Origin of the sequence: Leisingera daeponensis (assembly GCF_019801465.1) — a bacterium.
Lineage (GTDB): Bacteria > Pseudomonadota > Alphaproteobacteria > Rhodobacterales > Rhodobacteraceae > Leisingera > Leisingera daeponensis_A.
On record NZ_JAHVJA010000011.1, the window covers coordinates 54,556 to 79,574 of the forward strand.

23 protein-coding genes are annotated in these 25,019 nt (G+C 64.4%); 17 read left to right on the forward strand and 6 right to left on the reverse strand.

Translation table 11 applies throughout. The features are described 5' to 3' along the window. Positions 1 to 23: 23 nt before the first annotated feature. From KUV26_RS18900 to KUV26_RS18960, 13 genes are all read left to right on the forward strand, one after another. Positions 24 to 1,076: an ABC transporter ATP-binding protein gene (locus KUV26_RS18900; RefSeq protein ID WP_222505176.1), complete on the forward strand. Its 1,053-nt coding sequence runs from the start codon at positions 24 to 26 to the stop codon at positions 1,074 to 1,076. Positions 1,077 to 1,164: 88 nt separating this feature from the next. Then, positions 1,165 to 2,409, forward strand: a complete 1,245-nt coding sequence (locus tag KUV26_RS18905) for an ABC transporter substrate-binding protein (protein ID WP_222509549.1) — start codon at positions 1,165 to 1,167, stop codon at positions 2,407 to 2,409. A 67-nt stretch (positions 2,410 to 2,476) separates the two neighbouring features. Continuing rightward, a complete protein-coding gene (locus tag KUV26_RS18910; protein WP_222509550.1) occupies positions 2,477 to 3,508 on the forward strand; it encodes a carbohydrate ABC transporter permease in 1,032 nt (343 codons plus the stop codon). 10 nt (positions 3,509 to 3,518) lie between these two features. Beyond that, positions 3,519 to 4,439, forward strand: a complete 921-nt coding sequence (locus KUV26_RS18915; RefSeq protein ID WP_222509551.1) for a carbohydrate ABC transporter permease — start codon at positions 3,519 to 3,521, stop codon at positions 4,437 to 4,439. 136 nt (positions 4,440 to 4,575) lie between these two features. Continuing rightward, a complete protein-coding gene (locus KUV26_RS18920; protein ID WP_222509552.1) occupies positions 4,576 to 5,106 on the forward strand; it encodes an ester cyclase in 531 nt (176 codons plus the stop codon). 10 nt (positions 5,107 to 5,116) lie between these two features. Then, positions 5,117 to 6,430, forward strand: a complete 1,314-nt coding sequence (gene hisD / locus KUV26_RS18925) for a histidinol dehydrogenase (RefSeq protein WP_222509553.1) — start codon at positions 5,117 to 5,119, stop codon at positions 6,428 to 6,430. Beyond that, entirely contained in the window at positions 6,427 to 7,482 is a 1,056-nt protein-coding gene (locus tag KUV26_RS18930) for an ester cyclase (protein WP_222509554.1), read from the forward strand. Before hisD ends, KUV26_RS18930 begins: the two co-directional genes overlap by 4 nt. A 1-nt stretch (position 7,483) precedes the next feature. Next, positions 7,484 to 8,251: an SDR family NAD(P)-dependent oxidoreductase gene (locus tag KUV26_RS18935; protein ID WP_222509555.1), complete on the forward strand. Its 768-nt coding sequence runs from the start codon at positions 7,484 to 7,486 to the stop codon at positions 8,249 to 8,251. Continuing rightward, complete coding sequence (locus KUV26_RS18940) at positions 8,251 to 9,270, forward strand: LacI family DNA-binding transcriptional regulator (protein ID WP_222509556.1); 1,020 nt, start codon at positions 8,251 to 8,253, stop codon at positions 9,268 to 9,270. Before KUV26_RS18935 ends, KUV26_RS18940 begins: the two co-directional genes overlap by 1 nt. Further along, positions 9,267 to 10,241, forward strand: a complete 975-nt coding sequence (locus KUV26_RS18945) for an ester cyclase (protein ID WP_222509557.1) — start codon at positions 9,267 to 9,269, stop codon at positions 10,239 to 10,241. Before KUV26_RS18940 ends, KUV26_RS18945 begins: the two co-directional genes overlap by 4 nt. Before the next feature lie 156 nt (positions 10,242 to 10,397). Beyond that, entirely contained in the window at positions 10,398 to 11,357 is a 960-nt protein-coding gene (locus KUV26_RS18950; protein ID WP_222509558.1) for a cupin, read from the forward strand. A 178-nt stretch (positions 11,358 to 11,535) separates the two neighbouring features. Continuing rightward, the gene (locus tag KUV26_RS18955) at positions 11,536 to 12,231 is read left to right on the forward strand and encodes an alpha/beta fold hydrolase (RefSeq protein WP_222509559.1); all 696 of its coding nucleotides are present in this window, start codon (positions 11,536 to 11,538) and stop codon (positions 12,229 to 12,231) included. Further along, positions 12,228 to 12,923, forward strand: coding sequence for an RraA family protein (locus KUV26_RS18960; protein ID WP_222509560.1), 696 nt, complete (start codon positions 12,228 to 12,230; stop codon positions 12,921 to 12,923). Before KUV26_RS18955 ends, KUV26_RS18960 begins: the two co-directional genes overlap by 4 nt. Before the next feature lie 111 nt (positions 12,924 to 13,034). Here KUV26_RS18960 and KUV26_RS18965 read toward each other — a convergent pair whose 3' ends face one another. The 6 genes from KUV26_RS18965 to KUV26_RS18990 all read right to left on the reverse strand — a co-directional run bounded on the left by KUV26_RS18965 (position 13,035) and on the right by KUV26_RS18990 (position 19,019). Continuing rightward, complete coding sequence (locus tag KUV26_RS18965) at positions 13,035 to 13,358, reverse strand: 2Fe-2S iron-sulfur cluster-binding protein (RefSeq protein ID WP_222509561.1); 324 nt, start codon at positions 13,356 to 13,358, stop codon at positions 13,035 to 13,037. A 6-nt stretch (positions 13,359 to 13,364) separates the two neighbouring features. Next, positions 13,365 to 13,748 (reverse strand): carboxymuconolactone decarboxylase family protein, encoded by a 384-nt coding sequence (locus KUV26_RS18970; RefSeq protein WP_222509562.1) that lies wholly within the window; start codon positions 13,746 to 13,748, stop codon positions 13,365 to 13,367. 55 nt (positions 13,749 to 13,803) lie between these two features. Further along, positions 13,804 to 15,477 carry a BCCT family transporter gene (locus KUV26_RS18975; protein ID WP_222509563.1) on the reverse strand — a complete coding sequence of 558 codons (1,674 nt, stop codon included), beginning with the start codon at positions 15,475 to 15,477 and terminating at the stop codon, positions 13,804 to 13,806. Between the two features lie 39 nt (positions 15,478 to 15,516). Further along, positions 15,517 to 16,971 (reverse strand): aldehyde dehydrogenase family protein, encoded by a 1,455-nt coding sequence (locus KUV26_RS18980; protein ID WP_222509564.1) that lies wholly within the window; start codon positions 16,969 to 16,971, stop codon positions 15,517 to 15,519. 66 nt (positions 16,972 to 17,037) lie between these two features. Continuing rightward, positions 17,038 to 18,135: an aromatic ring-hydroxylating oxygenase subunit alpha gene (locus tag KUV26_RS18985; protein WP_222509565.1), complete on the reverse strand. Its 1,098-nt coding sequence runs from the start codon at positions 18,133 to 18,135 to the stop codon at positions 17,038 to 17,040. Next, on the reverse strand, positions 18,132 to 19,019 hold the full coding sequence (locus KUV26_RS18990) for a MurR/RpiR family transcriptional regulator (RefSeq protein WP_222509566.1): 888 nt from the start codon (positions 19,017 to 19,019) through the stop codon (positions 18,132 to 18,134). Before KUV26_RS18990 ends, KUV26_RS18985 begins: the two co-directional genes overlap by 4 nt. Positions 19,020 to 19,124: 105 nt before the next feature. On the opposite strand from KUV26_RS18990, the gene KUV26_RS18995 reads away from it, so the two are divergent. The 4 genes from KUV26_RS18995 (at position 19,125) to KUV26_RS19010 (ending at position 25,010) form a co-directional block, all read left to right on the forward strand. After that, positions 19,125 to 21,599, forward strand: a complete 2,475-nt coding sequence (locus tag KUV26_RS18995) for an FAD-dependent oxidoreductase (protein WP_222509567.1) — start codon at positions 19,125 to 19,127, stop codon at positions 21,597 to 21,599. A gap of 74 nt (positions 21,600 to 21,673) precedes the next feature. Then, a complete protein-coding gene (locus KUV26_RS19000) occupies positions 21,674 to 22,768 on the forward strand; it encodes an alcohol dehydrogenase family protein (RefSeq protein WP_222509568.1) in 1,095 nt (364 codons plus the stop codon). After that, the gene (locus KUV26_RS19005; RefSeq protein WP_222509569.1) at positions 22,765 to 23,883 is read left to right on the forward strand and encodes a mandelate racemase/muconate lactonizing enzyme family protein; all 1,119 of its coding nucleotides are present in this window, start codon (positions 22,765 to 22,767) and stop codon (positions 23,881 to 23,883) included. The genes KUV26_RS19000 and KUV26_RS19005 overlap by 4 nt, the downstream gene beginning before the upstream one ends. A 23-nt stretch (positions 23,884 to 23,906) precedes the next feature. Then, a complete protein-coding gene (locus tag KUV26_RS19010; RefSeq protein ID WP_222509570.1) occupies positions 23,907 to 25,010 on the forward strand; it encodes a mandelate racemase/muconate lactonizing enzyme family protein in 1,104 nt (367 codons plus the stop codon). The last annotated feature ends 9 nt before the right edge of the window (positions 25,011 to 25,019 follow it).

Here is a 25,019-nt window from a genome sequence, read left to right on the forward strand (position 1 = left end):
GCCAAAGCTGTCAGGGGGAATACATGGCCGAGATACGACTACAGAATGTTGGCAAGCGCTGGGGGTCATTCGTCGGCGTCGACAACTTTGACCTGACCATCGCCGACAAGGAGTTTCTGGTGCTGCTGGGGCCGTCGGGCTGCGGCAAGACAACCACCATGCGGATGATCGCCGGGCTGGAAGAGGCCACCGAGGGCGACATCCTGATCGACGGCCAGCGCGTCAACGACATGGAGCCCAAGGACCGCGACGTGGCGATGGTGTTCCAGTCCTACGCGCTCTACCCCAACATGAACGTCTACGAGAACATCCGCTTTCCGCTGAAGGTGCGCGGCATCGACCCCAAGACTCATGACGAGAAAGTCCGCCGCGCCTCGGCGATGGTGGAACTGGACGACTTCCTGCACCGCAAGCCCGCGGAACTGTCCGGCGGCCAGCGCCAGCGCGTCGCCCTGGCCCGCGCCATCGTGCGCGAACCCAATGTCTTCCTGATGGACGAGCCGCTGTCGAACCTGGACGCCAAGCTGCGCGTTTCCACCCGCGCGCAGATCAAGAACCTCAGCCACGAGCTGGCGGTGACCACAATCTACGTGACCCATGACCAGATCGAGGCAATGACTCTGGCCGACCGCGTCGTGGTGATGAAAAAGGGCGTGGTGCAGCAGGTCGGCTCCCCGACCGAAATCTATGACAGCCCCGCCAACACCTTTGTCGCCAGCTTCATCGGAAACCCGGCGATGAACCTGATGGACGGACAGGTTCAGGGCGGCACCTTCCGCGCCAAGAATGTGGAAATCTCAGGGCTGAACGCGCCGGACGGCCCGCTCACGCTGGGTTTCCGGGCCGAGGACGCCAGCATCGCGGCACCCGGTGAGGGCCAGATCAACGCGCCGATCTACACGATGGAACTGCTGGGTGACGCAACGATGATCTCGGTGCGCGTCGGCGGGGCTCTCGTCTCGGTAAAGGCCGACAAGACCTTCCGGGCCGAAATCGGCCAGACGGTGTCGATCGCCGTACCGCAGGGCATTTGCCACCTGTTTGACGGTCAAACCGGCGCGCGGATCGGGGGCTGAACGCCCCCTGCCGGCGCTACCGCCACTGCGGTCCACAGGACGGGCGCAAACCGCCTGCCTCAAATCCAGAAAAAACAGGGAGAATGACATGTTACTGAAAAGACTTGCTGCCGCATCGCTGTTTGCCGGGCTGATGGGCTCGGCGGCTTTTGCGGCCAACTGCGGCCCCGAGGGCCAGTCGATCCGCATTCTGGCGAGCGACTTCCCGGCAATCCACGCGGTGGTCGATGCGGCCCGGGCCAACTGCGGGGATGCCGCGGCGGAATTCACCGCCAACCACACCACCGAGGCGCGCCAGATCATGAACGCGGCGCTGACGCCGAACCCCGCGGAATACACCTCGGTGATCCTCGCCAATGCCACGCTGACCCAGCTGATGAACGACGGGCTGGTGCGGCCGCTGAACGACCTGGTGGAAAAATACAAGGACAGCATCCCGCCGAATGTTCTGATCACCATCGACGGCAACGTGATGGCGGTTGCCTTCATGGCCAACTCGCAGCACCTGTTCTCGCGCAAGGACATCCTGGAGCAGGCCGGTGTCGACAGCATACCCGCATCCTATGAGGAGGTGCTGGAAGCGGCAGAGAAGATCCGCGCCGCGGGCATCATGGAACATCCCATCGCGATGAACCTGCAGACCGGCTGGAACGTGGGCGAAGTCTTCAACATGATCTACCTCGGCCACGGCGGCGAGTTCTTCGCACCCGGCTCTGCCGAACCCTCGATCAACAATGAGCAAGGCATCGCCGCGCTGGAAACCATGAAGGCTCTGGCCGAATACGCCCACCCGGACCACCTGACCCATGCCTCCAACGAGACCCAGGGCCTGTGGGAATCCGGCCAGGCGGCGCTGGCCATCATGTGGGGCTCGCGCGGCGCGCCGATCCTGGATGACGAAGGCTCCACCGAGGAAGTGACCTCTAACACCGTCCTGTCCGCGGCCCCCACCGTCGGCGGCGGCTCGATCCCGGCAGCCACCCTGTGGTGGGATGGCATCTCCATTGCCTCCAATGTCTCCGATGAAGAAGCCGAGGCAACCTTCGCCGCGCTGATCAGCGGCCTGACCCCCGAAATGGTGGCGGAGAACAACGACGACGCGGTCTGGCTTCTGCCCGGTTTCGAGCCTGGCCCGGCAGCGGCGGGCGTGGCCGGAACCGTGCAAGGCGGGGCCCGTCCCTACCCGATGATCCCGCAGATCGGCCTGCTGCACGCAGCGCTCGGCTCGGAACTGACCGACTTCCTGAAAGGCGGCGAAAGCGCCGAGCAGGCGCTGGCCGATGTCGAGACCGCTTACCGGACCTCGGCCAAGGAAGCCGGCTTCCTCAAGTAAACCTCCCCGACTGGAGGGGGCTGCAGGCCCCCTCTCTTTTCCCGGACAGAAGACTGAGACGCACGCCATGAAGCACCGCACCTTTTTCTGGTTCATCCTGCCGACGCTATCCGCGATGATCCTCTTCATCGCGCTGCCCATCGTCTCGGTTTTCATCCAGTCGCTGTTTGTCGAGCACGAGCAGGTTCTGGTGGTCTCCGAGAGCTGCGGCCCGTTCGGCTGCACGCCCACGACCACGGTCGACACCGCGGCCACAGCCGCACTGCAGGAAGAGCAGCCGCTGGGCCGGTTCAATGGGCTGAACACCTACATCAACCGCTCGCACCTGGCCTTCGCCGAGGTCGGCGAGGCCTGGCGCAACACGGAAACCTTCGGCGCGTTCTGGAAGCAGATCATCAACCTGCCCTTCTACCGCGCGCTGATCTTCACGCTGACTTACACGGCGGTTGTCACTCCGGTCGTTATCGCCCTTGGCCTGGCAATTGCAGTGGGCGTCAACAACCTGCCCCGCTTCCTCAAGGGTCCGTCGATCTTCATCTCGCTGCTGCCGTTCCTTGTAACGCCTCTGGTCGGCTCGCTGATCCTGTTCTGGATGGTCGACAGCGACGGCGTCATCGGCGCCACCATCCAGCGGATTTTCAACGATCCCTCGCTCAGCCTCAAGGCCTCCACTGCGCTGACCTGGACCATGCTGATCGTCTATGGCGTCTGGCACACCCTGCCGTTCAGCTTCATCACCTTCTACGCAGGCCTCCAGACCGTGCCCGAGGACACCATGGAAGCGGCGATGATCGACGGCGCGTCGAAGTGGCAGCGCATGATCCACGTGATCGTGCCGCATCTGGCGCCGCTGATGTCCTTCGTGACGCTGATGCTCTTGATGGACAACTTCCGCGTCTTCGAGCCGATCGTCAGCTTCAAGGCCGAGGCCCACGCCACCTCGCTCAGCTGGATCATCTACAACGACCTGCGCGAAAGCGGCAATCCGCTCTACGGCTCGGCCGGGGCGACCTCGATGATGACCATCATCGGCGTTGTCATCCTGCTGACCCCGGTGCTGATCCGCACCTGGCGCGACTTCTCCCGCAAAGCACACTGAGGGCACGATCATGGCAACCAAGGCACAATCCCGCATCGCAGCCCCGGCAGTGAGCACGAAGTCCCGGACCCGCATCCAGCCGCTCACCGTGATCTCTCTGGCGCTCGTCGCGCTCTGGCTGATCATCGCTGCTTTCCCCTTCTTCTGGACCTTCTGGGGCAGCTTCAAGGTGCAGTCGGATTTCTTCTCCAAGACCGACTGGCAGAACGCCATCTACGGGGTCAACACGATCCGGCAGACCGGCAGCCCCTTCACCCTCGAAGGATATCACGGCGCCTGGGTGGACGAGGAATTCTGGCGCAATGTCATCAACTCCGGCATCGTGGTGTTCTTCACCGTGGTAATCTCGCTCACCTTCGGCACGCTTGGCGGCTACGCGCTCGCCCGTTCGGGGCGCCGCTATGCCTTCTGGCTGCTGATGGCCGCGCTGGTGTTCCGCGCCATGCCGCACATTACCCTTGTCTCGGGCTACCTGCTGCCGTTCTTCGAGTGGAACATCTGGGGCATCCTGCCGACCACCATCATCGTGCTGGTGGCGATCAACCAGCCTTTTACCCTGTGGATGCTGCACTCCTTCTTCCTCAACATCCCCAAGGACATGGACGAAAGCGCCATGGTCGACGGCTGCACCCGCTTCCAGGCCTTCCGCCACGTCATCATCCCGGTCATGTGGCCTGGCGTGATCACCACCGGCCTGTTCAGCTTCCTGCTGGCCTACAACGACTTCGCGGTGACCGCGATGCTGCTCAGCTCCGAGAATGAGACCATCATCCCCGCGATCAACAGCTTCCTCGGCACCACCCAGGTCGAAGGCAAGGTGATGTACGCCGTCGCCGCCGTGGTCTCCGCCACCGCCCCGCTGTTCGTGCTGATCCTGTTCTTCCAGCGCCAGATCGTCAGCGGACTGACCGCCGGCGCGGTGAAAGGGTGATGAGCAGCGCCGCAAGACATAACGCCGTTGCGCGCCACCCGGCGCTCAACCGGATGCCAAGGGATTTTCTGACGGACGGCCGTCTCCTCCCCGTCTGATCACATCATCCCTTGGCAACAAATTGAAGGAACAGAGCATGAAAGGCTCCCGCCCCGAACAAGCCGTGCTGACCAAAGACACGGACCTGAGCAAGACCGAAGACACCCGCCGCGTGATCGAAAACATGGTGGACGGGCTGAACGACCACCGCATCAGCGACATCGGCGAATTCTTCTCCGAAGGCTTCCGCTGGATGGGCAACCAGGGCTGCGGCACCAAGACCGGCCTGCAGGAGTTCCAGGACAACTGGCAGCGCCCGTTCCAGGCCGCCTTCTCCGACAAGGTCTGCATCGACGAGGCCCGTCTCTACATGGGCGAATGGGCCGCCGCCTTCGGCCGCCAGGAGGCCACCCACAGCGGCACCTTCCTCGGCATCGAACCCACCGGCAAGCGTGTCGAGATCCGTTACATGGACTTCTGGAAAGTCGTCGACGGCAAGATCGCCGACAACTGGGTGAACGTCGATTTTGCCCATGTCGCCGCCCAGCTCGGCGTTGATCTGTTCAACGGCGAAGGCTGGGAAGCATTTGACCGCGGAGAGAAAACCCCTCCGCGCCCCGACAATTGAGGACCTGACCATGACCATCGAATACCTGAAACGCGGCAAGCCCGAGGCCGACCGCGCCGAAGACGACGCCAAGACCCGCGCCGTGGTCGAAGCCACGCTGAAGGACATTGAAGCCCGCGGCGACGCCGCCGTGCGCGAGCTGAGCGAGAAATTCGACGACTACAGCCCCGAAAGCTTCCGCCTCAGCCAGCAGGAAATCGACGCGCTGATCGCCTCGCTGAGCGACCGCGAGCTGGAGGACATCAAATTCGCGCAAAAGCAGGTGATGAATTTCGCCCAGGCGCAGCGCGACTCGATGCTGGACATCGAGGTGGAAACCCTGCCCGGCGTGATCCTCGGCCATAAGAACATCCCCGTGCAGTCGGTCGGCTGCTATGTGCCGGGCGGCAAATTTCCGATGGTTGCCTCGGCCCATATGTCGGTCGCCACCGCCAAGGTGGCAGGCGTGCCGCGCATCATCGCCTGCACCCCGCCGTTCCAGGGCAAGCCGAACGCGGCGGTGATTGCCGCGATGCACCTGGGCGGCGCCCATGAGATCTACGTGATGGGCGGCATTCAGGCGGTCGGTGCCATGGCCATCGGCACCGAAACCATCGACCCCGTTCACATGCTGATCGGCCCCGGCAACGCCTTTGTCGCCGAAGCCAAACGCCAGCTGTTTGGCCGCGTCGGCATCGACCTGTTTGCAGGCCCGACCGAAACCATGGTGATCGCGGACGAGACCGCCGCCGATGCCGAGCTTTGCGCCACCGATCTGCTGGGCCAGGCCGAACACGGCTACAACTCTCCCTGCGTACTGCTGACCAACTCGCGCAAGCTGGCCGAGGAGACGCTGAGCGAGATCGACCGCCTGCTGGGCATCCTGCCGACCGCGGACACCGCCAAAGTCAGTTGGGAGGAATACGGCGAGGTGATCGTCTGCGACACCTACGACGAGATGCTGCAGGTCGCCGATGACATCGCCTCCGAGCACGTGCAGGTGATGACCGACCGCGACGACTGGTTCCTGGAAAACATGACCTGCTACGGCGCGCTGTTCCTCGGGCCCCGCACCAATGTCTCCAACGGCGACAAGGTAATCGGCACCAACCACACCCTGCCGACCAAGAAGGCGGGCCGCTACACCGGCGGGCTTTGGGTGGGCAAGTTCCTGAAAACCCACAGCTATCAGAAAGTCACCACCGACGAGGCGGCGACCATGATCGGCGAGTACGGCTCTCGGCTCTGCATGCTCGAAGGCTTCGTCGGCCACGCCGAGCAGTGCAACATCCGCGTCCGCCGCTACGGCGGCAAGAACGTGCCTTACGGGACTGCAGCAGAATGACCACCGATACTCACACCCGGAACAAGGCGCTGATCGCCCCGATGCGGGACGCGATGCGCGACTTCACCGAAAAAGGCGTGCGCGCCGCTCTGGAGGAGCTGATCGCGCCGGACGCGGTGGTGCATATGTGCCATCCCTTCGGCGACCTGACCGGGCCCGCGGAGCTCTATGACACCTGCTATGCGCCGCTGCTGAAGTCCATGCCGGACCTCGAGCGCCGCGACTGGATCGTCATGGGCGGGCGCACCGAGCACGGCGGCGACTGGATCGGCTGCGGCGGCCACTACTACGGCACTTTCGTGCGGCCCTGGCTGGACATCCCTCCAACCGGCCATCTGACCCACATGCGCTACCACGAGTTCTACCGCCTCAAAGAAGGCCGCGTGGTGGAGATCCAGACCATCTGGGATATTCCCGAGGTGATGATGCAGGCAAAGGCCTGGCCGATGGCGCCCTCGCTCGGCCTCGAGTTCTGCATCCCTGGCCCGGCAACGCACGACGGCATTGTCCCAGGCCCCTGGGACGAGGACAAGTCGCAGACCTCCTGCAGCCGCATCGTCGACATGCTGGCCCACTTGAAGAAGCACCCGAGCCAGGGCGGCCCGGAAGTGATGGAGATGCCGAAATTCTGGCATGAGCGGATGAACTGGTACGGCCCTGCCGGCATCGGCACCGGCCGCGGCATCGCAGGCTTCCGCAACTGGCACCAGATCCCGTTCCTGAACGGCATGCCCGACCGCGGCCAGTACCTGGACGAGATCACCTATCACTTCTTCGGCGACGGCGAATACGCCGCGGTGACCGGCTGGCCCAACATGATCCAGACAGTCACCCACGACGGCTGGATGGGCATCGCCCCCTCGGGCCAGCGCATCACCATGCGCTCCTTGGATTTCTGGCGGCTGGAGAACGGCAAGATCCGCGAAAACTGGGTCACGGTGGACATTCTGGACGCCTACCGTCAGTTGGGCGTAGATGTCTTTGCCCGCCTGCGCGAGTTCAACAAGGCCCGCGTGGCTGGCGAAATCCCCTTCCCTGTCAGCGAGGTTTGACATGCCCACCTTCCCCAGCACCCCCAGTTTCAGCCTAAAGGGCAAGCGCGCCCTGGTTGCCGGCGCATCTTCCGGCATCGGAACGGCCTGCGCCGTGGCCTTGGCGGAACAGGGTGCTGAGGTCACTCTTGCAGCGCGCCGCACTGACGCGCTGCAGGACATCGCCGCGGAAATGACCGCCCGCGACTGGGTGGCGAAGGTGCTTCAACTGGATGTGGGCGACGTCGCCGCCACGGCAGAGGCGGTGGCGGCCAACGGGCCTTTCGACATCCTGGTGAACTCCGCCGGAACCGCCCGGCACGGCAAGGCGGTGGAGACCGCGCCGGAGGACTTCGACGCGGTAATGGATGTGAACGTCCGCGGCGCCTATTTCCTGACCCAGGCGGTGGCCAAGGGCCTGCTCGCGGCCGGCCGCCCAGGCTCGCTGATCAATATCTCCAGCCAGATGGGCCATGTCGGCGGCCGCGAGCGCGCGGTCTACTGCGCGTCGAAATTCGCGGTCGAGGGCTTCACCAAGGCGATGGCGCTGGAATTCGGCCCGCACAAGATCCGCGTCAACACGGTTTGCCCGACTTTCATCCTCACCGATCTGACCCGTCCGACGTTTGAAGACCCGGAAAAACGGGCCTGGGTGCTGGACAAGATCAAGCTCGGCCGCCCGGGCGAGGTCGAGGACATCATGGGGGCGGTGGCTTACCTCGCGTCCGACGCCGCTTCGCTGGTGACCGGCACCGCGCTGATGGTTGACGGCGGCTGGACGGCAGACTGATGGCTACAAGTAAAGTCACATCCATGGACGTTGCCCGCCTCGCGGGTGTCAGCCAGTCCGCGGTCAGCCGGGTGTTCACCCCCGGCGCCTCGGCATCGAAAAAGACCATCGAAAAGGTCCGCAAGGCGGCCGAGGAACTCGGCTACCGCCCCAACGTGCTGGCCCGCGCGATGGTCTCCGGCAAAAGCGGCATCATCGGGCTGGTGGTCGCCTATCTGAACAACCAGTTCTACCCGGAGGCGCTGGAGAAGCTCACCAACGCGCTGCAGGAGCGCGGCTATCACGTGCTGGTCTTCCTGGCCTCCCATTCGGCCGGCAACATCGACCGCGTCGTCGAGGAGATCCTGGACTTCCAGGTCGACGGTATCATCGCCGCCTCGGTTGCGCTCTCTTCTGACCTCTCCGCCCGCTGCCAGGCGGCCGGCGTGCCCATGGTGCTGTTCAACCGGGCGCAGGATGATCCGTCGATGTCAGCCGTAACCTCCGACAACATCACAGGCGGGCGCAAGGCAGCCGAATTCCTACTAGCCGGAGGCCACAAGAAAATCGGCTATATCGCGGGCTGGGAAGGCGCCTCCACCCAGCGCGACCGCGAGGCGGGCTTCCGTGCCGGGCTGGAAGCGGGCGGCGCCACGCTGCATGCCCGCGAGGTCGGCAATTTCGTCACCGAACAGACCCAGGAAGCCACCCGCCGCATGTTCGCAAGCGACCCGCCGGATGCGGTTTTTGTGGCCAATGATCACATGGCCATCGCGGTAATGGACACGCTGCGCTTTGAACTGGGCCTCAGCGTGCCGGGCGATGTCTCGGTGGTGGGCTACGACGATGTATCCGTTGCCGCCTGGCCCACCTACAGCCTTACCACCGTGCGCCAGCCCGCCAACCGCATGGTGGCCGAAACCGTCGACATCATCCTGGCCAAGATCGAGGACGCCGACGTGCGCCCGCGCCGGGTCGAGATCGACGGGCCACTCATTGTTCGCGGCTCCGCCCGCATACCTGAAGGATGGAAGACATGAAGGGATTTGACCCCAAGTTCAAAGATTTCCCCGATTACATCATTGGCATCACCAAGGAGATCTGGGAAGACCGCGGCATCGCCACGCTGCATGACTACTACGCGCCCGATATCGTCGTGCGCTCGCCCGCCTCGGTGGTGACCGGCAACGAGGGCGTGATCGCCGCGACCATGGCGACGCTGGCCGAATTCCCCGACCGCACCCTCCTGGGCGAGGACGTGATCTGGTCCGGCACCCCGGAGGAGGGCATGCTGTCCTCGCACCGGCTCCTGTCCACCGCGACCCACCTGGGCGACGGTGTCTACGGCAAGGCGACCGGCAAGAAGCTCACCTACCGGATCCTCGCCGACTGCCACGCGATCAACAACCAGATCAACGACGAATGGCTGATCCGCGACCAGGGCGCGATCGTGCGCCAGATGGGCTGGGACCCCAAGGACTACGCCCGCGACCTGATCGCGCGCGAGGGCGGGCCGGAAAACTGCGTGCAGCCCTACACCCCCGCCAACGAGCAGCCCGGCCCCTACAAGGGCACCGGCAATAACAATGAATGGGGCCAGAAATACGCCGGTATCCTGACCCGGATCATGAATGCCGACATGCGGGTGATCGAAAGCGAATACGACCGCGCGGTGCAGTCGGAATATCCCGGCGGCGTCACCGGCCACAGCGTCGGCCCGGTGGACCGCTTCTGGATGGGGCTGCGCGCCTCCTTCCCGAACGCCGAGTTCAAGATCCGCCACCAGATCGGCCGCGACGACCCGATGATGCCGCCGCGCGCCGCGCTGCGCTGGACGCTGCATGGCAAGCACGACGGCTGGGGCGTCTTCGGCAAGCCGACCGGCGCCGAGGTGTTTGTGCTGGGCGCCAGCCACGCCGAGTTCGGCCCCTGGGGCCTGCGCCGCGAATACGCGCTGTTCGACGAGACCTCGGTCTGGAAGCAGATCCTGCTGCAGACGGGCGATCTCTGAATGAGGCCCGGTGCCTCTCCTCTGGACGCCAGCGAGGCGGCACGGCGGTTTCACACCCACCGTGCCAGCCTGCGCGCCCGGCGGCTGAACAACCGCCCGCCCGGCGCGGCGGGCTGAACCGGCCGTTTCAAACCAGATTTCAAGAGGATCAACGACATGAGCACCATCCAGAACCGCATCGTCCGCTACGGCGAGCTGAAACCCTGCAAGACCGCCTTCATCGACGCCCACACCCCGGGCTCCGACCAGAAGGAGAACTTCACCATCATCGGCGGCGGCGTCAGCGAAAGCCCCGACCAGCACGTCCACATCACCGACAAGATCGGCTTCAACATCGGTGCTGCGGGCCAGCCGCCGAAATGCCGCAACTCCTTGCACAGCCACACCACCGCCGAGGTGTTCTTTGTCGCCAAGGGCCGCTGGCGCTTCTTCTGGGGCCGCTACGGCACCGCGGGCGAGTTCATCGCCGAGGAAGGCGATATCTTCAACATCCCCACCGGCATGTTCCGCGGCTTTGAAAACGTCGGCCAGGACTACGGCATGATCATGTCGATCCTTGGCGGCGACGATGCCGGCGGCGGTGTGATCTGGGCGCCGCAGGTGATCGAGGACGCGCAGGCCCACGGCCTGATGCTGGGCAACAACGGCGTGCTCTATGACAGCAAGAAAGGCCAGGAACTGCCGCACAACGTGCAGCCGATGCCGGTGCTGACCGAGGAAGAGCTGAAAGCCTACCCTGAAGTTCCGGTCGAAAACGTGATCGGCAAATACGTCGCCCGCTACTGGGACCTTATGGCGCTGTCCGCAATGCAGCCGGTCAAGGTCATCGGCGAGGAGGCGCTGATCCGGGACAAGCCCGGCTTCGAGGTCGATTTCCTCGGCCGCGGCTCCGCCGTGAGCGAACAGGCCAAGGCCGAAAGGCCGGTGGTGCTGATGCCCGCCAGCGGCCACTGGCGCATCGCCATCAACGAGGTCGAGACCACCCTGTCCAACGGCGACACCGCGCTGGTCCTGCCCGGCGAAAGCTACAGCGCCGAACCCTCGATGACCGGCAACGCGGGCCTCTACCGCATCACCGCCACCGACGATCCCGCCGGGGCGACCTGGCAAGGCTGACGCCTGCGGTCCCCGTGCGGTGCCAGGCTGCTGCACGGGGGCTGCAAAAGGGGGGGCCGTCAGGCCCCGGAAATCTGGGAGACGGAACAATGGTCAGAGCATTCCTTACTGACCCGCTGCCCCGGACGCAGAAAGCGGCGGATTGCATCTTTGCGCCCCGCAAGGCGGCGCGGGCCCGATGACACCGCTTGTTCTCCTGCCCGGCATGATGTGCGACGCGCGGCTGTTCGCCCCGCAGATCGCGGCGCTGTCCGGCCGCATTCCGATTGTGACCGCACCGATCAGCCGGCATGACACGATGACGGCGCTGGCGGCGGAGGTTCTGTCCTATGCCCCGCCGCGCTTTGCTCTTGCGGGCCTGTCCATGGGCGGCATCGTGGCGATGGAAATCCTGCGCCAGGCGCCCGGCCGCATCGCCGGCCTGGCGCTGATGGACACCAACCCGCTGGCCGAACTGGACGAGGTCAAGGCCCGCCGCGGGCCGCAGATCGAAGCCGTCCGCAACGGCGGGCTGCGCCGGGTGATGGCCGGGGACATGATGCCGAACTACCTGGCAGACGGGCCGGACCACGCCGCGATCCTCGATCTGTGCATGGCGATGGCGACGGATCTGGGGCCGGAGGTCTTCATCCGCCAGTCCAGGGCCTTGCGCGGCCGCGCCGACCAGACCGCCACGCTGCGCGCCTACTCGGGCCCGGCGCTGGTGCTGTGCGGGCGCGAGGACATCCCCTGCCCCGTCTCCCGGCATGAACTCATGCACCGGCTGATGCCGCAAAGCCGGCTCGAAATCATCGAACAGGCGGGCCACCTGCCCACCCTGGAGCAACCCCAAGACACCACGGCGGCGCTGCTCCGCTGGCTGGAGACGATATGAACCAATCCCTGCTGGACCTTCTGAAAAAGGTCGACACGCCAACCGTCTGCAACGCCATCGAGGTTGCCCAGGGCAAACGCGGCTTCGACGCTTTCACCCGCGGCACCATGCTGTGCTCCGATCCCGCGGCCGGGGCCATGGTGGGCTATGCCCGCACCGCCAGGATCGCCGCGGTGGCCCCGCCGGAGGAACCGCCCGAGGTGATCCGCCAGCGCCGGATGGACTACTACCGGCACATGGCCTCCGGCACCGGGCCTTCTGTGACCGTGGTCGAGGACATGGACTTTCCCCATTGCATCGGCGCCTACTGGGGCGAGATCAACACCACCGTGCACAAGGGCTTCGGCATCAGCGGCGCCCTGACCAATGGGGTGATGCGGGATCTTGGCGATCTGCCGGACGGCTTCCCGGTTGTGGCGGGCTCCATCGGCCCCAGCCACGGTTTCGTGCACGTCAAGGAGATCGGCACCCCTGTCAGCATCTTCGGGCTGACGGTTCAGGACGGCGACCTGGTGCATGCGGACCGCCATGGCGCCCTGGTGATCCCCCCGGAGGTTCTGGAAGGTCTCGAACAGGCCATCCTCAAGCTGCTTGAAACGGAAAAGCTGGTTCTGGAGCCGGCGCGTCAGCCGGGGTTCGACTTCGACGCGTTCGAGAAGGCCTGGCAAGCCTTCGAAGCCGCAAGGACCTAGGGCAGGGCCCCGGTCGGCAAGCGCAGCCGGCCTTTGCGCGGCTTGAGAAATTGCCGGTGTCAGTAAAAGAACGTGCCGCAACACCGGCGCGTTCCGGATAGTCTCAGCAGATCAGATCTGCTTTTCGGGCAAGCGCACGACCAGCCCGTCCAGGTCTGGCGTCACCTTGAGCTGGCAGGTCAGCCGGGACAGCTGCTCATCCGGCTCGAAGGCAAAGTCCAGCATGTCGGTTTCCAGCTCGCCCTTGGCCGGCAGCCTGCCGGCCCACGACTTCTCCACATAAACATGGCAGGTCGAACAGGCGCAGGCCCCGCCGCAATCGGCATCGATTCCCGCTATGCCGTTGTCGCGGGCGCCTTCCATCACGGTTGATCCCAGCGGAACCTCCACCGCGGTGGAGGCCCCGTCAAAGGCCACATAGGTGATCTTCACCATGGCGGATCAGTCCAGCAGGCCGCGCTCGGTCAGCACCTTGCGCGCGACACGGAAGCACTCGAGCGATTGCGGCACGCCGCAGTAGATGCCGATCACATGAATGATCGAGCGGATTTCCTCCTTGGTGACCCCGTTGTTCAGGGCGCCTTTGCAGTGCACTTCCCATTCATGCATTTTGCCCAGAGCCCCGATCATGGCGAGGTTCATCATGGACCGGGTCTTGTGGTCTATGGTGTCATCCCCCCAGCCGAAGCCCCAGCACCACGCGGTCATCGCCTCCTGGAACGGGCGGGTGAAGTCATCGGCGGCCGCGAGGTTCTTCTCGACATATTCCGCACCAAGGGTCGACTTGCGCTGAGCCAGACCGTGTTCAAACAGGTTGTCGTCCATATCATTCTCCTTGCGAGGACTGGCCGGCCTGCCGCAGGCCGGCTGTTCTGGTGTGTTATTCGGCCGGAGTGCTCCCGGCGCTATGGTTGTCAAATGCCGGCAGCCCGTTTTTCTCGCGCTGGCTGTCGCGCCAGACCGCCTTCAGCACCGATACAGCCATCAGAACCATCACTGCACTGAACGGCAGCGCGCCGATGATCATGGCGGTTTGAATCGCTGCCAGCCCGCCGATCATCAGCAGCGCCCCGACGACCAGCGCCAGAGCGCAGCCCCAGAACAGGATATGCGGGCGCGCCTTCGGGCCTTCGTCCCCGGCCGCATTGATTGTGTTGATGATCAGCACCGCCGAATCCGCCGAGGTCACCAAATAGGTGAGCAGAAGCACCACCACCAGAACAGAGAAAACCCAGGCCATACCGCCATTCAGCATGACCGACAGCGTCGCGAACAGCTGATCGGAGAGCCCGGTGCCGATAATCGCGTGTCCGGCCACGCCGGAAAGTTCGAGATCAATGGCTGTGCCGCCGACAAGCGCGAACCACACGAAGCACATGAGCGACGGCACGATCACCGCGCCCAGCACGTACTCGCGGATGGTGCGCCCTCTGGAAATCCGCGCCAGGAAGACACCGACAAAAGGAGCGAAGGCAATCCACCAGGCCCAGTAGAATACGGTCCAGCCGCCCTGCCAGCCGGCGAGCCGGCTTTGCACCGATCCTTCAATGCCATCGCCGCTCCACACGGTGAACAGCAGCGCAGGCATTGCCGCCAGATAATCGAAGACGCCGGCAAAAAATGCCTGCAGGCCAAAAAGCGTGGAACCGAAGATCAGGAAGAATGCCAGCAGCGCAAAGCTGAGGCCCATGTTGATGTTGGACAGCCACTTGATCCCTCTGCCCACGCCGGACAGTGCGGACAAGGTGGACGCCCCGATGATAATCAGCAGCGCCACCGCAATGGCCGCCTTGGTCGGGTCGCCAGCATCGGTCAGCAGCCAGTCGCCGATGCCGATCCGGTGCAGTCCCGCAACGAACTGGTTCACACCGAAACCCAATGTTTGCGCCACGCCGAGAACCGTTGCCACAACCGCCACCACATCAATGACATGGCCCAGCGGCCCGGACAGCTGCTTCCCGAACAGCGGCGTCAGGGCCGAGCGGATGGTCAGCGGCAACCCGCGGCGGAACGAGAAATAGGCCAGCGCCAGGCCCACGATCGCGTAGCTGGCCCAGGCATGCAGCCCCCAATGCGAGGACGACCATTTGTAGGCCGAGCGCACGGTCCCGGCGGGTCCGCCTTCGACCGCCCCCAGGATCACATCGGGGTTTGTCTGAAAATGATAGATCGGCTCGCCGGTTGCGTAGGTCAGCATCCCGATCCCGATGCCGGCACCGAACATCATCGAGAACCAGGAAAAGCTGGAAAATTCCGGTTCGTCGTCGGGGCGCCCCAGTTTCATCCTCCCGGACGCCGGCAGCAGCGCCAGGCCGATGCAGGTCAGGAAGAAAAACGCCATTGCATAAACGTACCAGAAATTGAACGCGCCCAGAATGACCGCGTTCAGGCTGGACAGCACGCTGGAGGCGTTGGCCGGAAAGGCGACGGCCCAGATCACCAGGCCGCCGACCAGCAGTTTGCCGGTGATGGTCACGTCTTTTGTGAAGCCGCGGTAAAATCCGCTCTCCGCCGTCCTGATCGGCAGCTCCGTCAACGGGGGTTTAATCGGCATGAAGTTTTCTCCCTGTCTTTGCCAAGGGATTTTCCGGGATCAGCTCCGCAACCGGATGGCCACGTTTTTGGTCTGCACGTAGTTCCAGAGCGCTTCGCGTCCCTTTTCCCGCCCGTAGCCGGATTTTCCGTAACCGCCGAACGGCGTTTCAACGCCGCCCGCGTACCATTCGTTAACAAAGACCTGGCCCGCGCGGATCTGCCGTGCCGCCTGCGTCGCCCGGTCGATATCGCGGGTGAAGACGCCCCCGACGAGCCCGTAGGGCGTGCCGTTGGCAATCTCGATCGCCTGAGCATCGTCACGGAACTTCAGAACCGACAGCACCGGGGCAAAGGCTTCCTCATTGGCGATGTTCATGTCCGGGGTGACCCCTGTCAGGAGGGTAGGTTCCAGATACGCGCCGGGGATGTTCATCCTGCGCCCGCCGGCGGCCGCGGTGGCGCCCGCTGCAATCGCGTCGGAAACCATGCCCGCAGCACGGTCGCGCTGCGCTTCGCTGACCATCGGCCCCATGTTGGCGCCGAACTCGGCCCGCTCGATGCCGGGTCCGACGGACAGGCTGCGGGCCACGCCGGCGATGCGCTCGACCAGCTCGTCATGACGGCTTTCATGCACGATCACACGGCTCATCGCCGAACACACCTGGCCCGCGTTGAAATAGATCCCCCAGCGGACATCGTTTTCAAAGGCGTCGAGATCGGCGTCGTCATGCACGATGGCGGCGGACTTCCCCCCAAGCTCCAGCACGCAGGGAACCACATTGCGCGCTGCGGCGCTGGCGATGGCAACGCCTGTCGGCACGGAGCCGGTAAAGACGATCTGGTTGACATGCGGATGCGCCGACAGCGCGGCCCCGGCCTCGTGCCCCAGCCCGCACAGGATGTTGACGGCTCCTTCGGGCAAACCGGCCGCCTCGGCCGCATGGGCGAACCAGGCATTGGTCAGCGGCGTCAGCTCCGGCGTCTTGATCACGGCGGTGTTGCCGGTGGCCAGCGCCGCCGACAGCGAGCGCGCGGTCATCTCCACCGGGTAGTTCCAGGGGATGATCTGGGCAGACACCCCGAACGGTTCATAGGTGGTGAAATCGAAGTAATTCGCGCCAAGCGGAATAGAACGGCCTTCGACGGTTTCGGCCTGGTTGCCGTAATACTCGAAATAGCGCGCAGCCCCTTCGATCTCCACGCGCGCTTCCCACAGCGGCTTACCCTGTTCCAGCGTCAGAACCGGGGCGATTTCGTCGATGTGGCCGAGCAGGTAGCGGCCCATGGCCTGCACCATGCGCCCGCGCTCCACAGGGCGCAGATCGCTGAGCGCACCCGAAAGATGCACCCGGCGGGCCGCCGTGACCGCCCGGTCCACATCGCCGGCATCGGCCAGCGCCTGCTCTGCCAGCTTCTCGCCGGTGCCCGGGTTGAACACGTCAATCCGCCCTGCCCCGCCGTCAATCCAGCTGCCGTCCACGTAATTCTGCCAATTTGGCTTCACATCTTGCATTTCGCGCATCTCCAAAGCGTCAGAGGGCAAGATTTCGCCCCCCGCCGCACAAGCTGTTTGAGTTTTTTAGTTGCAGTCCACTGCCTCACGCATCCATTGCTGCAGCTTGGCAACAGAATGCTCGCTCATCACGCCGCAGGCGGGATCAAGAACCAGCGGGCCCGGCACATACCCCTTGGACTTTAGGCCGCGGTGGACGGATTCCACCAGCCGGATGTCCTCGGCCACCGTGGTGTCGCGGTCCTGGGCTGCCAGGCCGCGGATCACGTCGCTCTCAAAGCCGCCCTCGGTATACCAGCCGCGCCAGACGGTGCAGCTGTCGACGGTGTTGGCACGCCAATGGTATGTGTTCAGCACATTGCCCGGGTAGCACTGGAACGAGAACATCGGCCACAGGAACCAGCTCTGGTAATCGCCGGCATGCTCATTGCTGTCCAGATCGACCGGATAGGTCATCTTGTCCAGGCTCTGGCACTCCGTCGTGTGGCGCAGCACGTAGCCGCCGCTGGCATCGGGCTGAATGTCATAGGTTTCCGGCTTGATCACACCTTCGGCAAAAGTCGGGTGATTGGACGGGCAATGATAGCATTCCGAGTAATTCTCGATCGAAACCTTCCAGTTGCAGTTCTCCGGGATCTCGACCCACTCCAGGGGGGCCAGATCCTTGACCTGCGGCACGAACTCGGCGATCTCCTCGCGCACGCCCGGGTACCATTCGTCCATCGGAGCGGCGTCGTTGTCGAGATTGACGAAGATGAAACCGAGGAAGTCTTCGGTGCGGACTTCGGTCAGGCAGATTTTTTCACGGTCAAAGCCCGGCACCTTCTTGATGTTGGGGCCTGCCCGCAATCCGCCGGTCAGCTCATAGGTCCACTGGTGGTAGGGGCAGACCACGACGCGGGTGTTGCCGGTTCCGGTGACCATCTCATGCGCGCGGTGCTGGCATACATTGTAGAATGTCCGGATCACGTTGTCGCGGCCGCGGATTGCGAACAGGTTCTGTCCCGCGATCTGGAACGCGAAATAGTCGCCCGCATTCGGAATATCCGCCGAATGCCCTGCATACTGCCAGGTGCGCGACAGCAGCCCGTTCATCTCCTTCTCGAAGACGGCAGGGTCCGTGTAGTAGCTGGCATCCAAGCTGCGGAGGGGTGAAATGTTCATGTTAGGTCCTCATGGTAAAGGCCAAGCTGATGGCGGCGTTTGTGGAACTGCTCGACTCGTCTGGCGACCTCCTCGGAGGACATCGCAATGACGAAACTCAGGAGGGTCTCCAGCAGTGCAATCGTGGAGACCGAAGACGGGAAGAACTGCGGCGTTTCGGTGGAGACGACAAACCCGAACTCCGCAGCCCGGATGATCGGCGACACAGGCGAATCCGACAGTGCAATGATCCGGACCCCTTGGGATTTCGCGATCTGAACAGCCTCCACCACCTCGGTGCGGTAGGGGGAACAGGTGATCGCTATGAGACTGTCTCTCTCATCCGCCCACGCCAGGTCATCAACGCTGGTCGAGCCCGGACGCGGAATCGCATGGAAATCGGTCATCCCGGTCGAGGCGAGGTAGGAAAAGTTGTTTGCATTGGCGTTGTTCACTCCGGCACCGAGGGTGAAAACATTGCGGGACTCCCAGATCGCCTGAGCGGCAGCCTGCATTTCAACTTCGCTGGTCGCGGCAAAGGTCGCCTCGATGTTGCGCAAGGCGCTTTCCGCCATCTCAGCGTACAGATGTCCCATCTCCCCCCGTTTTCGGACGCCCTGCAGCCAAGTCGCCCTGCCGGAAAGCGACGATCCGCCAGAGCGAATCGCCTCGCGAAACCGCTCCCGGAACTCATCATACCCCTCAAAACCGGCCTGCCGCGCCATCCGCACCATCGTATTGGGCTTCACATCCGCGGCCTCGGCAATTTCGCGCACTGTCGAAAAACCAATTTTTTCAGGGTTTTCCACGACAAAATGCGCAGCCTTTCGCAGCTGGGGAGTCAACTCGTCCAGATCAGACGACAGCGCCTTCAAAACCGAGTCTGGTACGTTTGTGTAATTCATGCTGGCCTGCGGTATGTACATATGTGCCATTATTTGTTGACACTGGTACATATGTGACATTAAGAAGTCCACTGAAATCCATGTCTGTCGAACAGGAAAACTGCGATGTCCAAGAAAGAACTGCCAGCGCGCGCCAAGGTCGTCATTGTCGGCGGCGGCGTGATGGGCTGCGGCCTGGCCTACCACCTGGGCCACGAAGGCTGGGGCGGGGAAACGGTGCTGCTGGAAAAGGCGGAGCTCACCTCAGGCTCCACCTGGCACGCTGCGGGCCAGATCACCCATTCCACCAGTTCCTACGGGCTGGGCAAGATGGTCGACTACAACATCGGCCTCTATTCGAAGACACTGGAGGAAGAGACCGGCCAGGCCGTCACCTGGCACGGCTGCGGCTCGTTCCGCCTGGCCTACACCGAAGACGAGATGGACTGGCTGCGCCACACCCTATCCGTCGGCCGCGCCCTTGGCTTCAACATCGAGCTGGTCGGGCCGGATTTCATCGCGGAGAAACACCCCTACTATAACCTCGACGGCGTCATCGGCGCGCTTTACACCCCCGACGACGGCCACGTTGACCCCTCCAACGTGACGATGGCCATGGCGGCCGGCGCGCGCCAGAACGGCGTGCAGATCTTCCGCCAGTGCCGGGCGACGAACATTACCCGGAACGATGCCGGCGAATGGGTGGTGGAAACCGGACAGGGCACGATCGTCTGCGAGCATGTGGTCAACGCCGGCGGCACCTACGCCCGCCAGATGGGCGAATGGTCCGGCCTGCAGCTGCCGATGACCTCGATGACCCACCATTATTTCGTCACCGAGGACGTGCCCGAGTTCAAGGATCTCGACAAAGAGCTGCCGGTGATCCGCGACGACAAGATGGTGTCGGGCTACATCCGCATGGAACAGAAGAAGGGCCTGATCGGCATCTACGAAAAGGAGAACTCGAACTCCGTCTGGCACGACGAATGCCCCTGGGAATACGAGAACTGGCTGTTCGAGGCCGATTACGACCGCGTCATGCCCTGGCTGGAAAACTCGCTGGAGCGCATGCCGATCTTCGCCGAGCTGGGCATCACCCGCGAAGTCCACGGCGCGATCTCGCATCCGCCGGACGGCAATCCGATGGTCGGCCCGGCGCCGGGCGTCAAGAACTACTGGTGCTGCTGCGGCACCCAGATCGGAATCGGCTGGGGACCGGGCCTGACCCGAGAGCTGGCCAAATGGATGGTGCACGGCGCCGCCGACATCAACATGCGCGACTACGACCCGCGCCGCTTCGGCGCCTATGCCAAGAAGGACTGGCAGGTCATCAAGGCGCATGAGGACTACAAGCTGCGCCACGAGATCCCCTTCCCGCATTTCAACCGCCTGGCCGGCCGGCCGATCAAACCCTCGCCGCTCTACGAGATCCTCAAGGAAAAGGGCGCGGTCTATGAGGAGGTCTTCGGCCACGAGCGCCCGCGCTGGTTCGCCCGCAACGGCGTGGAGCAGCGCGACCACTACTCGTTCCGCCGCAACGAGGTGTTCGGCATGGTCGCGCAGGAATGCAAGGCCGTGCGCGAGCGGGTCGGCATCATGGACGTCACCGCCTTCACCAAGGTCGAAGTCTCCGGCCCGGATGCCCATGCCTATCTCGACCGGCTGACCGCCAACCGGATGCCGCAGAAGGACGGCTCGATCACCCTGACCCACATGCTGAACCGCCGGGGCCGGATCGAACTGGAAACCACCGTCGTCCGCATGGCCCGGGACCGCTACTACCTCGTCTGCGCGGCCTTCTTCGAACAGCGCCTCCTCGACCACCTGAATCAGAACCTCGCGGGAGAGACCGTCACCGTCAGAACCCTCTCCGAAGACTGGTCGGCATTGTCCCTGAACGGGCCGAAATCCCGCGAGGTGCTGGCCGCATGCACCGATGCGGATCTGTCCAATGCCGGTTTCCGCTGGCTGTCCGCGCAGGAGATCACCGTCGCCGGCCACAAGGTCTGGGCCTTCCGCATGTCCTATGCGGGCGAGCTCGGCTGGGAGCTCCACATGCCCGACGAGGCCTGCGTCGACGTCTACAACGCGCTGTGGGCCGCCGGTGAGGAACATGGCATTGAGAACTACGGCTCCTTCGCCATGAACAGCCTGCGCATGGAAAAGGCCTTCCCCGGCGCAGGCGAGCTGACCAATGAGGTCACCCTGCCCGAAGCAAACGTCGGCCGGTTCTTCAGGCTCGACAAGGAGTATCTGGGCGCCGAGGCGACACGCGCCAGCGCCGCCCGGGCCGGGGCCGGCGAACTGCCCTGGATCTGCGCCTATCTGGAAATCGAACCGGACGGGTCCGAGGACGGCCACGGCGGCGAAGCCATCCGCGTCAACGGCCAGGTTGTCGGCGCCACGGCGTCGGTCGCCTACGGCCACTCGGTCGGCAAGATCCTCGCCTTCGCCTTCGTCAAACCGCATGTGAATGTGCCGGGCACCGAGGTCGAAGTCCTCATCGCAGGCTCGCCGCGCAGGGGCCGCATCCTGGGCGAACCGGCCTACGACCCGAAATCGGAGCGCCCGCGCACCGACGCCCTGGCGGTCCCGGCCTGACCAGCAAGGCGGAGCGGCGGTGGCGCCGCTCCGTCACGCCATCCGGGAAAAAGACAAGACACAGGGAGGCCGGGATGATCCCGCAAACGATGAAGGCAGTTGTGTTGACCGGCCACGGCGGGCTCGACAAACTGGTGTACACGGACGTGCCGACGCCGCAGCCCGCAAGGGGCGAAGTTCTGATCAAGGTCGGCGCCTGCGGGCTGAACAACACCGATATCAACACCCGCACCGCCTGGTATTCAAAATCCGTCGACGCCGGACTGGGCAGCGGCAGCACGGACGGGTTTGAAAAAGCGGATGCCGGTGACGGCACCTGGGGCAGCGGCGCCCTGAGCTTTCCGGTTATTCAGGGCGCGGATGTTGCCGGTGAAATCGTCGCCGCCGGCGACGGCGTGGACACCGCGCGGATCGGCGAACGGGTTGTGATCGACCCCTGGCTGCTGGGCCATGGCGACTGGCTTGACCCTGGCAATTCCGGCTATTTCGGATCCGAGGCCGATGGCGGCTTTGCCGAATACACCACGGTGCGGGCGGCCAATGCGGTTCCGGTCTCCAGCGCGCTCAGCGATGCGGAACTGGCCACCTTCCCCTGTGCCTACACCACCGCCGAAAACCTGGTGCAGCGCGCTGCGCCGCGCCCGGGCGAGACCGTGGTGATCACCGGCGCATCGGGCGGAGTCGGGTCCGCCGCCATTCAGCTGTGCCGCCTGCGGGGCTGCAAGGTGATCGCCGTGGCCAGCCCGGCCAAGGCCGCGCTGCTCAGAGAGCTGGGCGCCGCGGTTGTCATCGACCGCAGCGCGCCCGATCTGGAAGCTGCCATCCGCGAGGCTGCAGCCGGACTGGTGGACATCGCCCTCGACGTCGTCGGCGCACCGATGTTCATGCCGCTTATCAACGCGCTGCGCCAGGGCGGGCGTTATTCGACCTCAGGCTGCATCGCCGGGCAAATGGCCGAATTCGACCTGCGCCAGCTGGTCTACAAGGACCTGCAGCTGACCGGCGCCACGATCTGCCCGCCCGGCACCATGCAGCGCGTCGCCGGCATGATCGAGACCGGCGCCCTGAAGCCGCTTCTGGCGGCAACCTACCCGCTGCGCGACCTGGCCGCTGCGCAACAGGCCTTCATGACCAAATCGCACGTCGGCAACATCGTGGTGACACCATGAAAATAACACGCATCCGGGTATTCAAGACCGCGCTGCCCTATGCCGGCGGTTCCTATGGCTGGGGGGCGGGCAACGCCATCACCACCTCGATCTCATCAGTGGTCGTGATCGATACCGACGCCGGACTGCAAGGCTGCGGCGAGTTTGCCCCCTGCGGCGAAAACTACATGGTTGCCCATTCCGAGGGTGTCGAGGCGTTTGCCCGATTGGCCGCGCGGCACCTCCTGGGGGAAGACCCGCGCCAGCTGCGCCGGATCGAGCGGTTGATGGACCATACCGTGCAGGGGCACGGCTATGCCAAGGCCCCTTTTGATGCGGCCTGCTGGGACATTCTTGGCCAATCCGCCGGTCAGCCGGTGTGGATGCTGATGGGCGGCAAGCTGACCGAAGGCGCGCAGATGTACCGGGTTGTGCCGCAGAAGCCTGTGCTGGAGGACACCATCGCCGAGATGGAGCAGCACCGCGCGGCGGGCTACCGGCAGTTCCAGATCAAGGTCGGCGGCGACTGGGTGACGGACATTGACCGCATCCGCGAAGGCGTGCCGCTGCTGAAGCCCGGTGAGAAGGCAATGGCCGACGCGAACCAGGGCTGGCGTGTCGACAATGCCATCCGCGTGGCGCGGGCAACCCGCGATCTGGACTTTATCCTGGAACAGCCCTGCCACAGCTATGACGAATGCCAGCAGGTGCGCCGGGTCGCGGAACAGCCGATGAAGCTGGACGAATGCGTGACCGGCATCGAAATGGCCCGCCGCATCGTGAATGACCGCGGCGCCGAGATGTGCTGTCTGAAAATCTCAAACCTCGGCGGGCTGTCCAAAGCCCGCAGGGTACGCGATTTCCTCATTGATCACGGCATACCGGTGGTTTCCGAAGATACCTGGGGCGGTCAGATCACCACCGCGGCGGTAGCGCATTTCGCCGCTTCCACGCCAGAGGAGATGCTGATCAACTCCACCGATCTGATGAATTACAACACGCGCAGCACCGGGATCGGCGGACCGGCCGCAAGGGATGGCAAGCTCTATGCCACAGATACGCCGGGGCTGGGGGTGACGCCGGACTTTGACAGTCTCGGCGCGCCGGTTTTCGAAATGGCAGACCAACCGGCATGACCGCCGGAAAACAGGGCATCAACATGAAAATCACACGCATCACCGCCTGGGAAGTCCCGCTGACCTCTCACGAAACCTACTATATGGCCGAAGGCAAAACCTGCGACACCACGCTGTCGGTGGTCCTGCGCCTGGACACCAACAGCGGCCTTTCCGGCTGGGGCGAGGTCTGCCCGATCCCGCATTACCTGCCTGCCTATGCCAAGGGGGTGATCCCGGCACTGGAGGAAATGGCCCCGGTTCTCATCGGGGCCGACCCGGTCGGCCCCGATGCGCTGATGGAGCGCCTGAACAAGCATCTGATCGGACATGATTACGCCAAGTCGGCGATCGATACCGCGCTGTGGGACCTGACCGCACAGGCTGCCGGCCTGCCGCTCTATGCGCTGCTTGGCGGACGCGCGGCCGAGGACATGCCGCTGTATCATTCCATCACCTGCGTCGCGCCCGAGGACATGGCCCGCATGGCGCGCGAGGCCCATGACCTTGGCATGCGGCAGTTCCAAGTGAAGCTGGGCGCGGACAAGGACTGGCAGGCCGATGTGGCCCGTCTGACGCTGGTCCGCGAGACGGTGGGCGCGGGCCCGCTTGTCTATGGCGACTGGAACTGCGGCGCCGATGCGCTGACCGCAACCCGGGCCGGCCGGGCGGTGCAGCATCTCGACATCATGCTGGAACAGCCCTGCGCCACAATCGCGGAATGCGCCCATGTGCGCGCCGCCACCGGCCTGCCGATGAAGCTGGACGAAAGCGCCCATGACATCCACTCGATCCTGGCGGGCCACCAGGCCGGCTGCATGGATGCCGCAGCGCTGAAGCTGTCCAAGATGGGCGGCCTCTCGGCCATGCGCCGGACCCGCGATCTCTGTCTCGCCCTCGGCACGCAGATGTGCATCGAGGACACCTGGGGCAGCGACATCACCACCGCCGCGCTGCTGCATCTTGCCGCCTCGACGCCGGCGCGCGGCCTCATGAACACCTGCGACCTGTCCCACTATGTCGGGCCGCGCCTCGACCCCAGCGCCCCCAGCCGCCGCAACGGCCGCATCGCCCCGCCCGAAGGCGCAGGGCTCGGCGTCACCCCGGACGCAGACGCGCTCGGGCAGGCCAAGACAATCATCGACTAACGCACCGAT

Bases quoted from the DNA above. Each gene is read 5' to 3' on its own strand.
- KUV26_RS18990 (WP_222509566.1), bottom strand. From the start codon at position 19,019: ATGAATTACACAAACGTACCAGACTCGGTTTTGAAGGCGCTGTCGTCT.
- KUV26_RS18950 (WP_222509558.1), top strand. From the start codon at position 10,398: ATGAGCACCATCCAGAACCGCATCGTCCGCTACGGCGAGCTGAAACCC.
- KUV26_RS18980 (WP_222509564.1), bottom strand. From the start codon at position 16,971: ATGCAAGATGTGAAGCCAAATTGGCAGAATTACGTGGACGGCAGCTGG.
- KUV26_RS18930 (WP_222509554.1), top strand. From the start codon at position 6,427: ATGACCACCGATACTCACACCCGGAACAAGGCGCTGATCGCCCCGATG.
- KUV26_RS18965 (WP_222509561.1), bottom strand. From the start codon at position 13,358: ATGGTGAAGATCACCTATGTGGCCTTTGACGGGGCCTCCACCGCGGTG.
- KUV26_RS18910 (WP_222509550.1), top strand. From the start codon at position 2,477: ATGAAGCACCGCACCTTTTTCTGGTTCATCCTGCCGACGCTATCCGCG.
- KUV26_RS18900 (WP_222505176.1), top strand. From the start codon at position 24: ATGGCCGAGATACGACTACAGAATGTTGGCAAGCGCTGGGGGTCATTC.
- KUV26_RS18955 (WP_222509559.1), top strand. From the start codon at position 11,536: ATGACACCGCTTGTTCTCCTGCCCGGCATGATGTGCGACGCGCGGCTG.
- KUV26_RS18970 (WP_222509562.1), bottom strand. From the start codon at position 13,748: ATGGACGACAACCTGTTTGAACACGGTCTGGCTCAGCGCAAGTCGACC.
- hisD (WP_222509553.1), top strand. From the start codon at position 5,117: ATGACCATCGAATACCTGAAACGCGGCAAGCCCGAGGCCGACCGCGCC.
- KUV26_RS18940 (WP_222509556.1), top strand. From the start codon at position 8,251: ATGGCTACAAGTAAAGTCACATCCATGGACGTTGCCCGCCTCGCGGGT.
- KUV26_RS19005 (WP_222509569.1), top strand. From the start codon at position 22,765: ATGAAAATAACACGCATCCGGGTATTCAAGACCGCGCTGCCCTATGCC.
- KUV26_RS18915 (WP_222509551.1), top strand. From the start codon at position 3,519: ATGGCAACCAAGGCACAATCCCGCATCGCAGCCCCGGCAGTGAGCACG.
- KUV26_RS19000 (WP_222509568.1), top strand. From the start codon at position 21,674: ATGATCCCGCAAACGATGAAGGCAGTTGTGTTGACCGGCCACGGCGGG.
- KUV26_RS18905 (WP_222509549.1), top strand. From the start codon at position 1,165: ATGTTACTGAAAAGACTTGCTGCCGCATCGCTGTTTGCCGGGCTGATG.
- KUV26_RS18995 (WP_222509567.1), top strand. From the start codon at position 19,125: ATGTCCAAGAAAGAACTGCCAGCGCGCGCCAAGGTCGTCATTGTCGGC.
- KUV26_RS18945 (WP_222509557.1), top strand. From the start codon at position 9,267: ATGAAGGGATTTGACCCCAAGTTCAAAGATTTCCCCGATTACATCATT.
- KUV26_RS18975 (WP_222509563.1), bottom strand. From the start codon at position 15,477: ATGCCGATTAAACCCCCGTTGACGGAGCTGCCGATCAGGACGGCGGAG.
- KUV26_RS18985 (WP_222509565.1), bottom strand. From the start codon at position 18,135: ATGAACATTTCACCCCTCCGCAGCTTGGATGCCAGCTACTACACGGAC.
- KUV26_RS19010 (WP_222509570.1), top strand. From the start codon at position 23,907: ATGAAAATCACACGCATCACCGCCTGGGAAGTCCCGCTGACCTCTCAC.
- KUV26_RS18960 (WP_222509560.1), top strand. From the start codon at position 12,228: ATGAACCAATCCCTGCTGGACCTTCTGAAAAAGGTCGACACGCCAACC.
- KUV26_RS18920 (WP_222509552.1), top strand. From the start codon at position 4,576: ATGAAAGGCTCCCGCCCCGAACAAGCCGTGCTGACCAAAGACACGGAC.
- KUV26_RS18935 (WP_222509555.1), top strand. From the start codon at position 7,484: ATGCCCACCTTCCCCAGCACCCCCAGTTTCAGCCTAAAGGGCAAGCGC.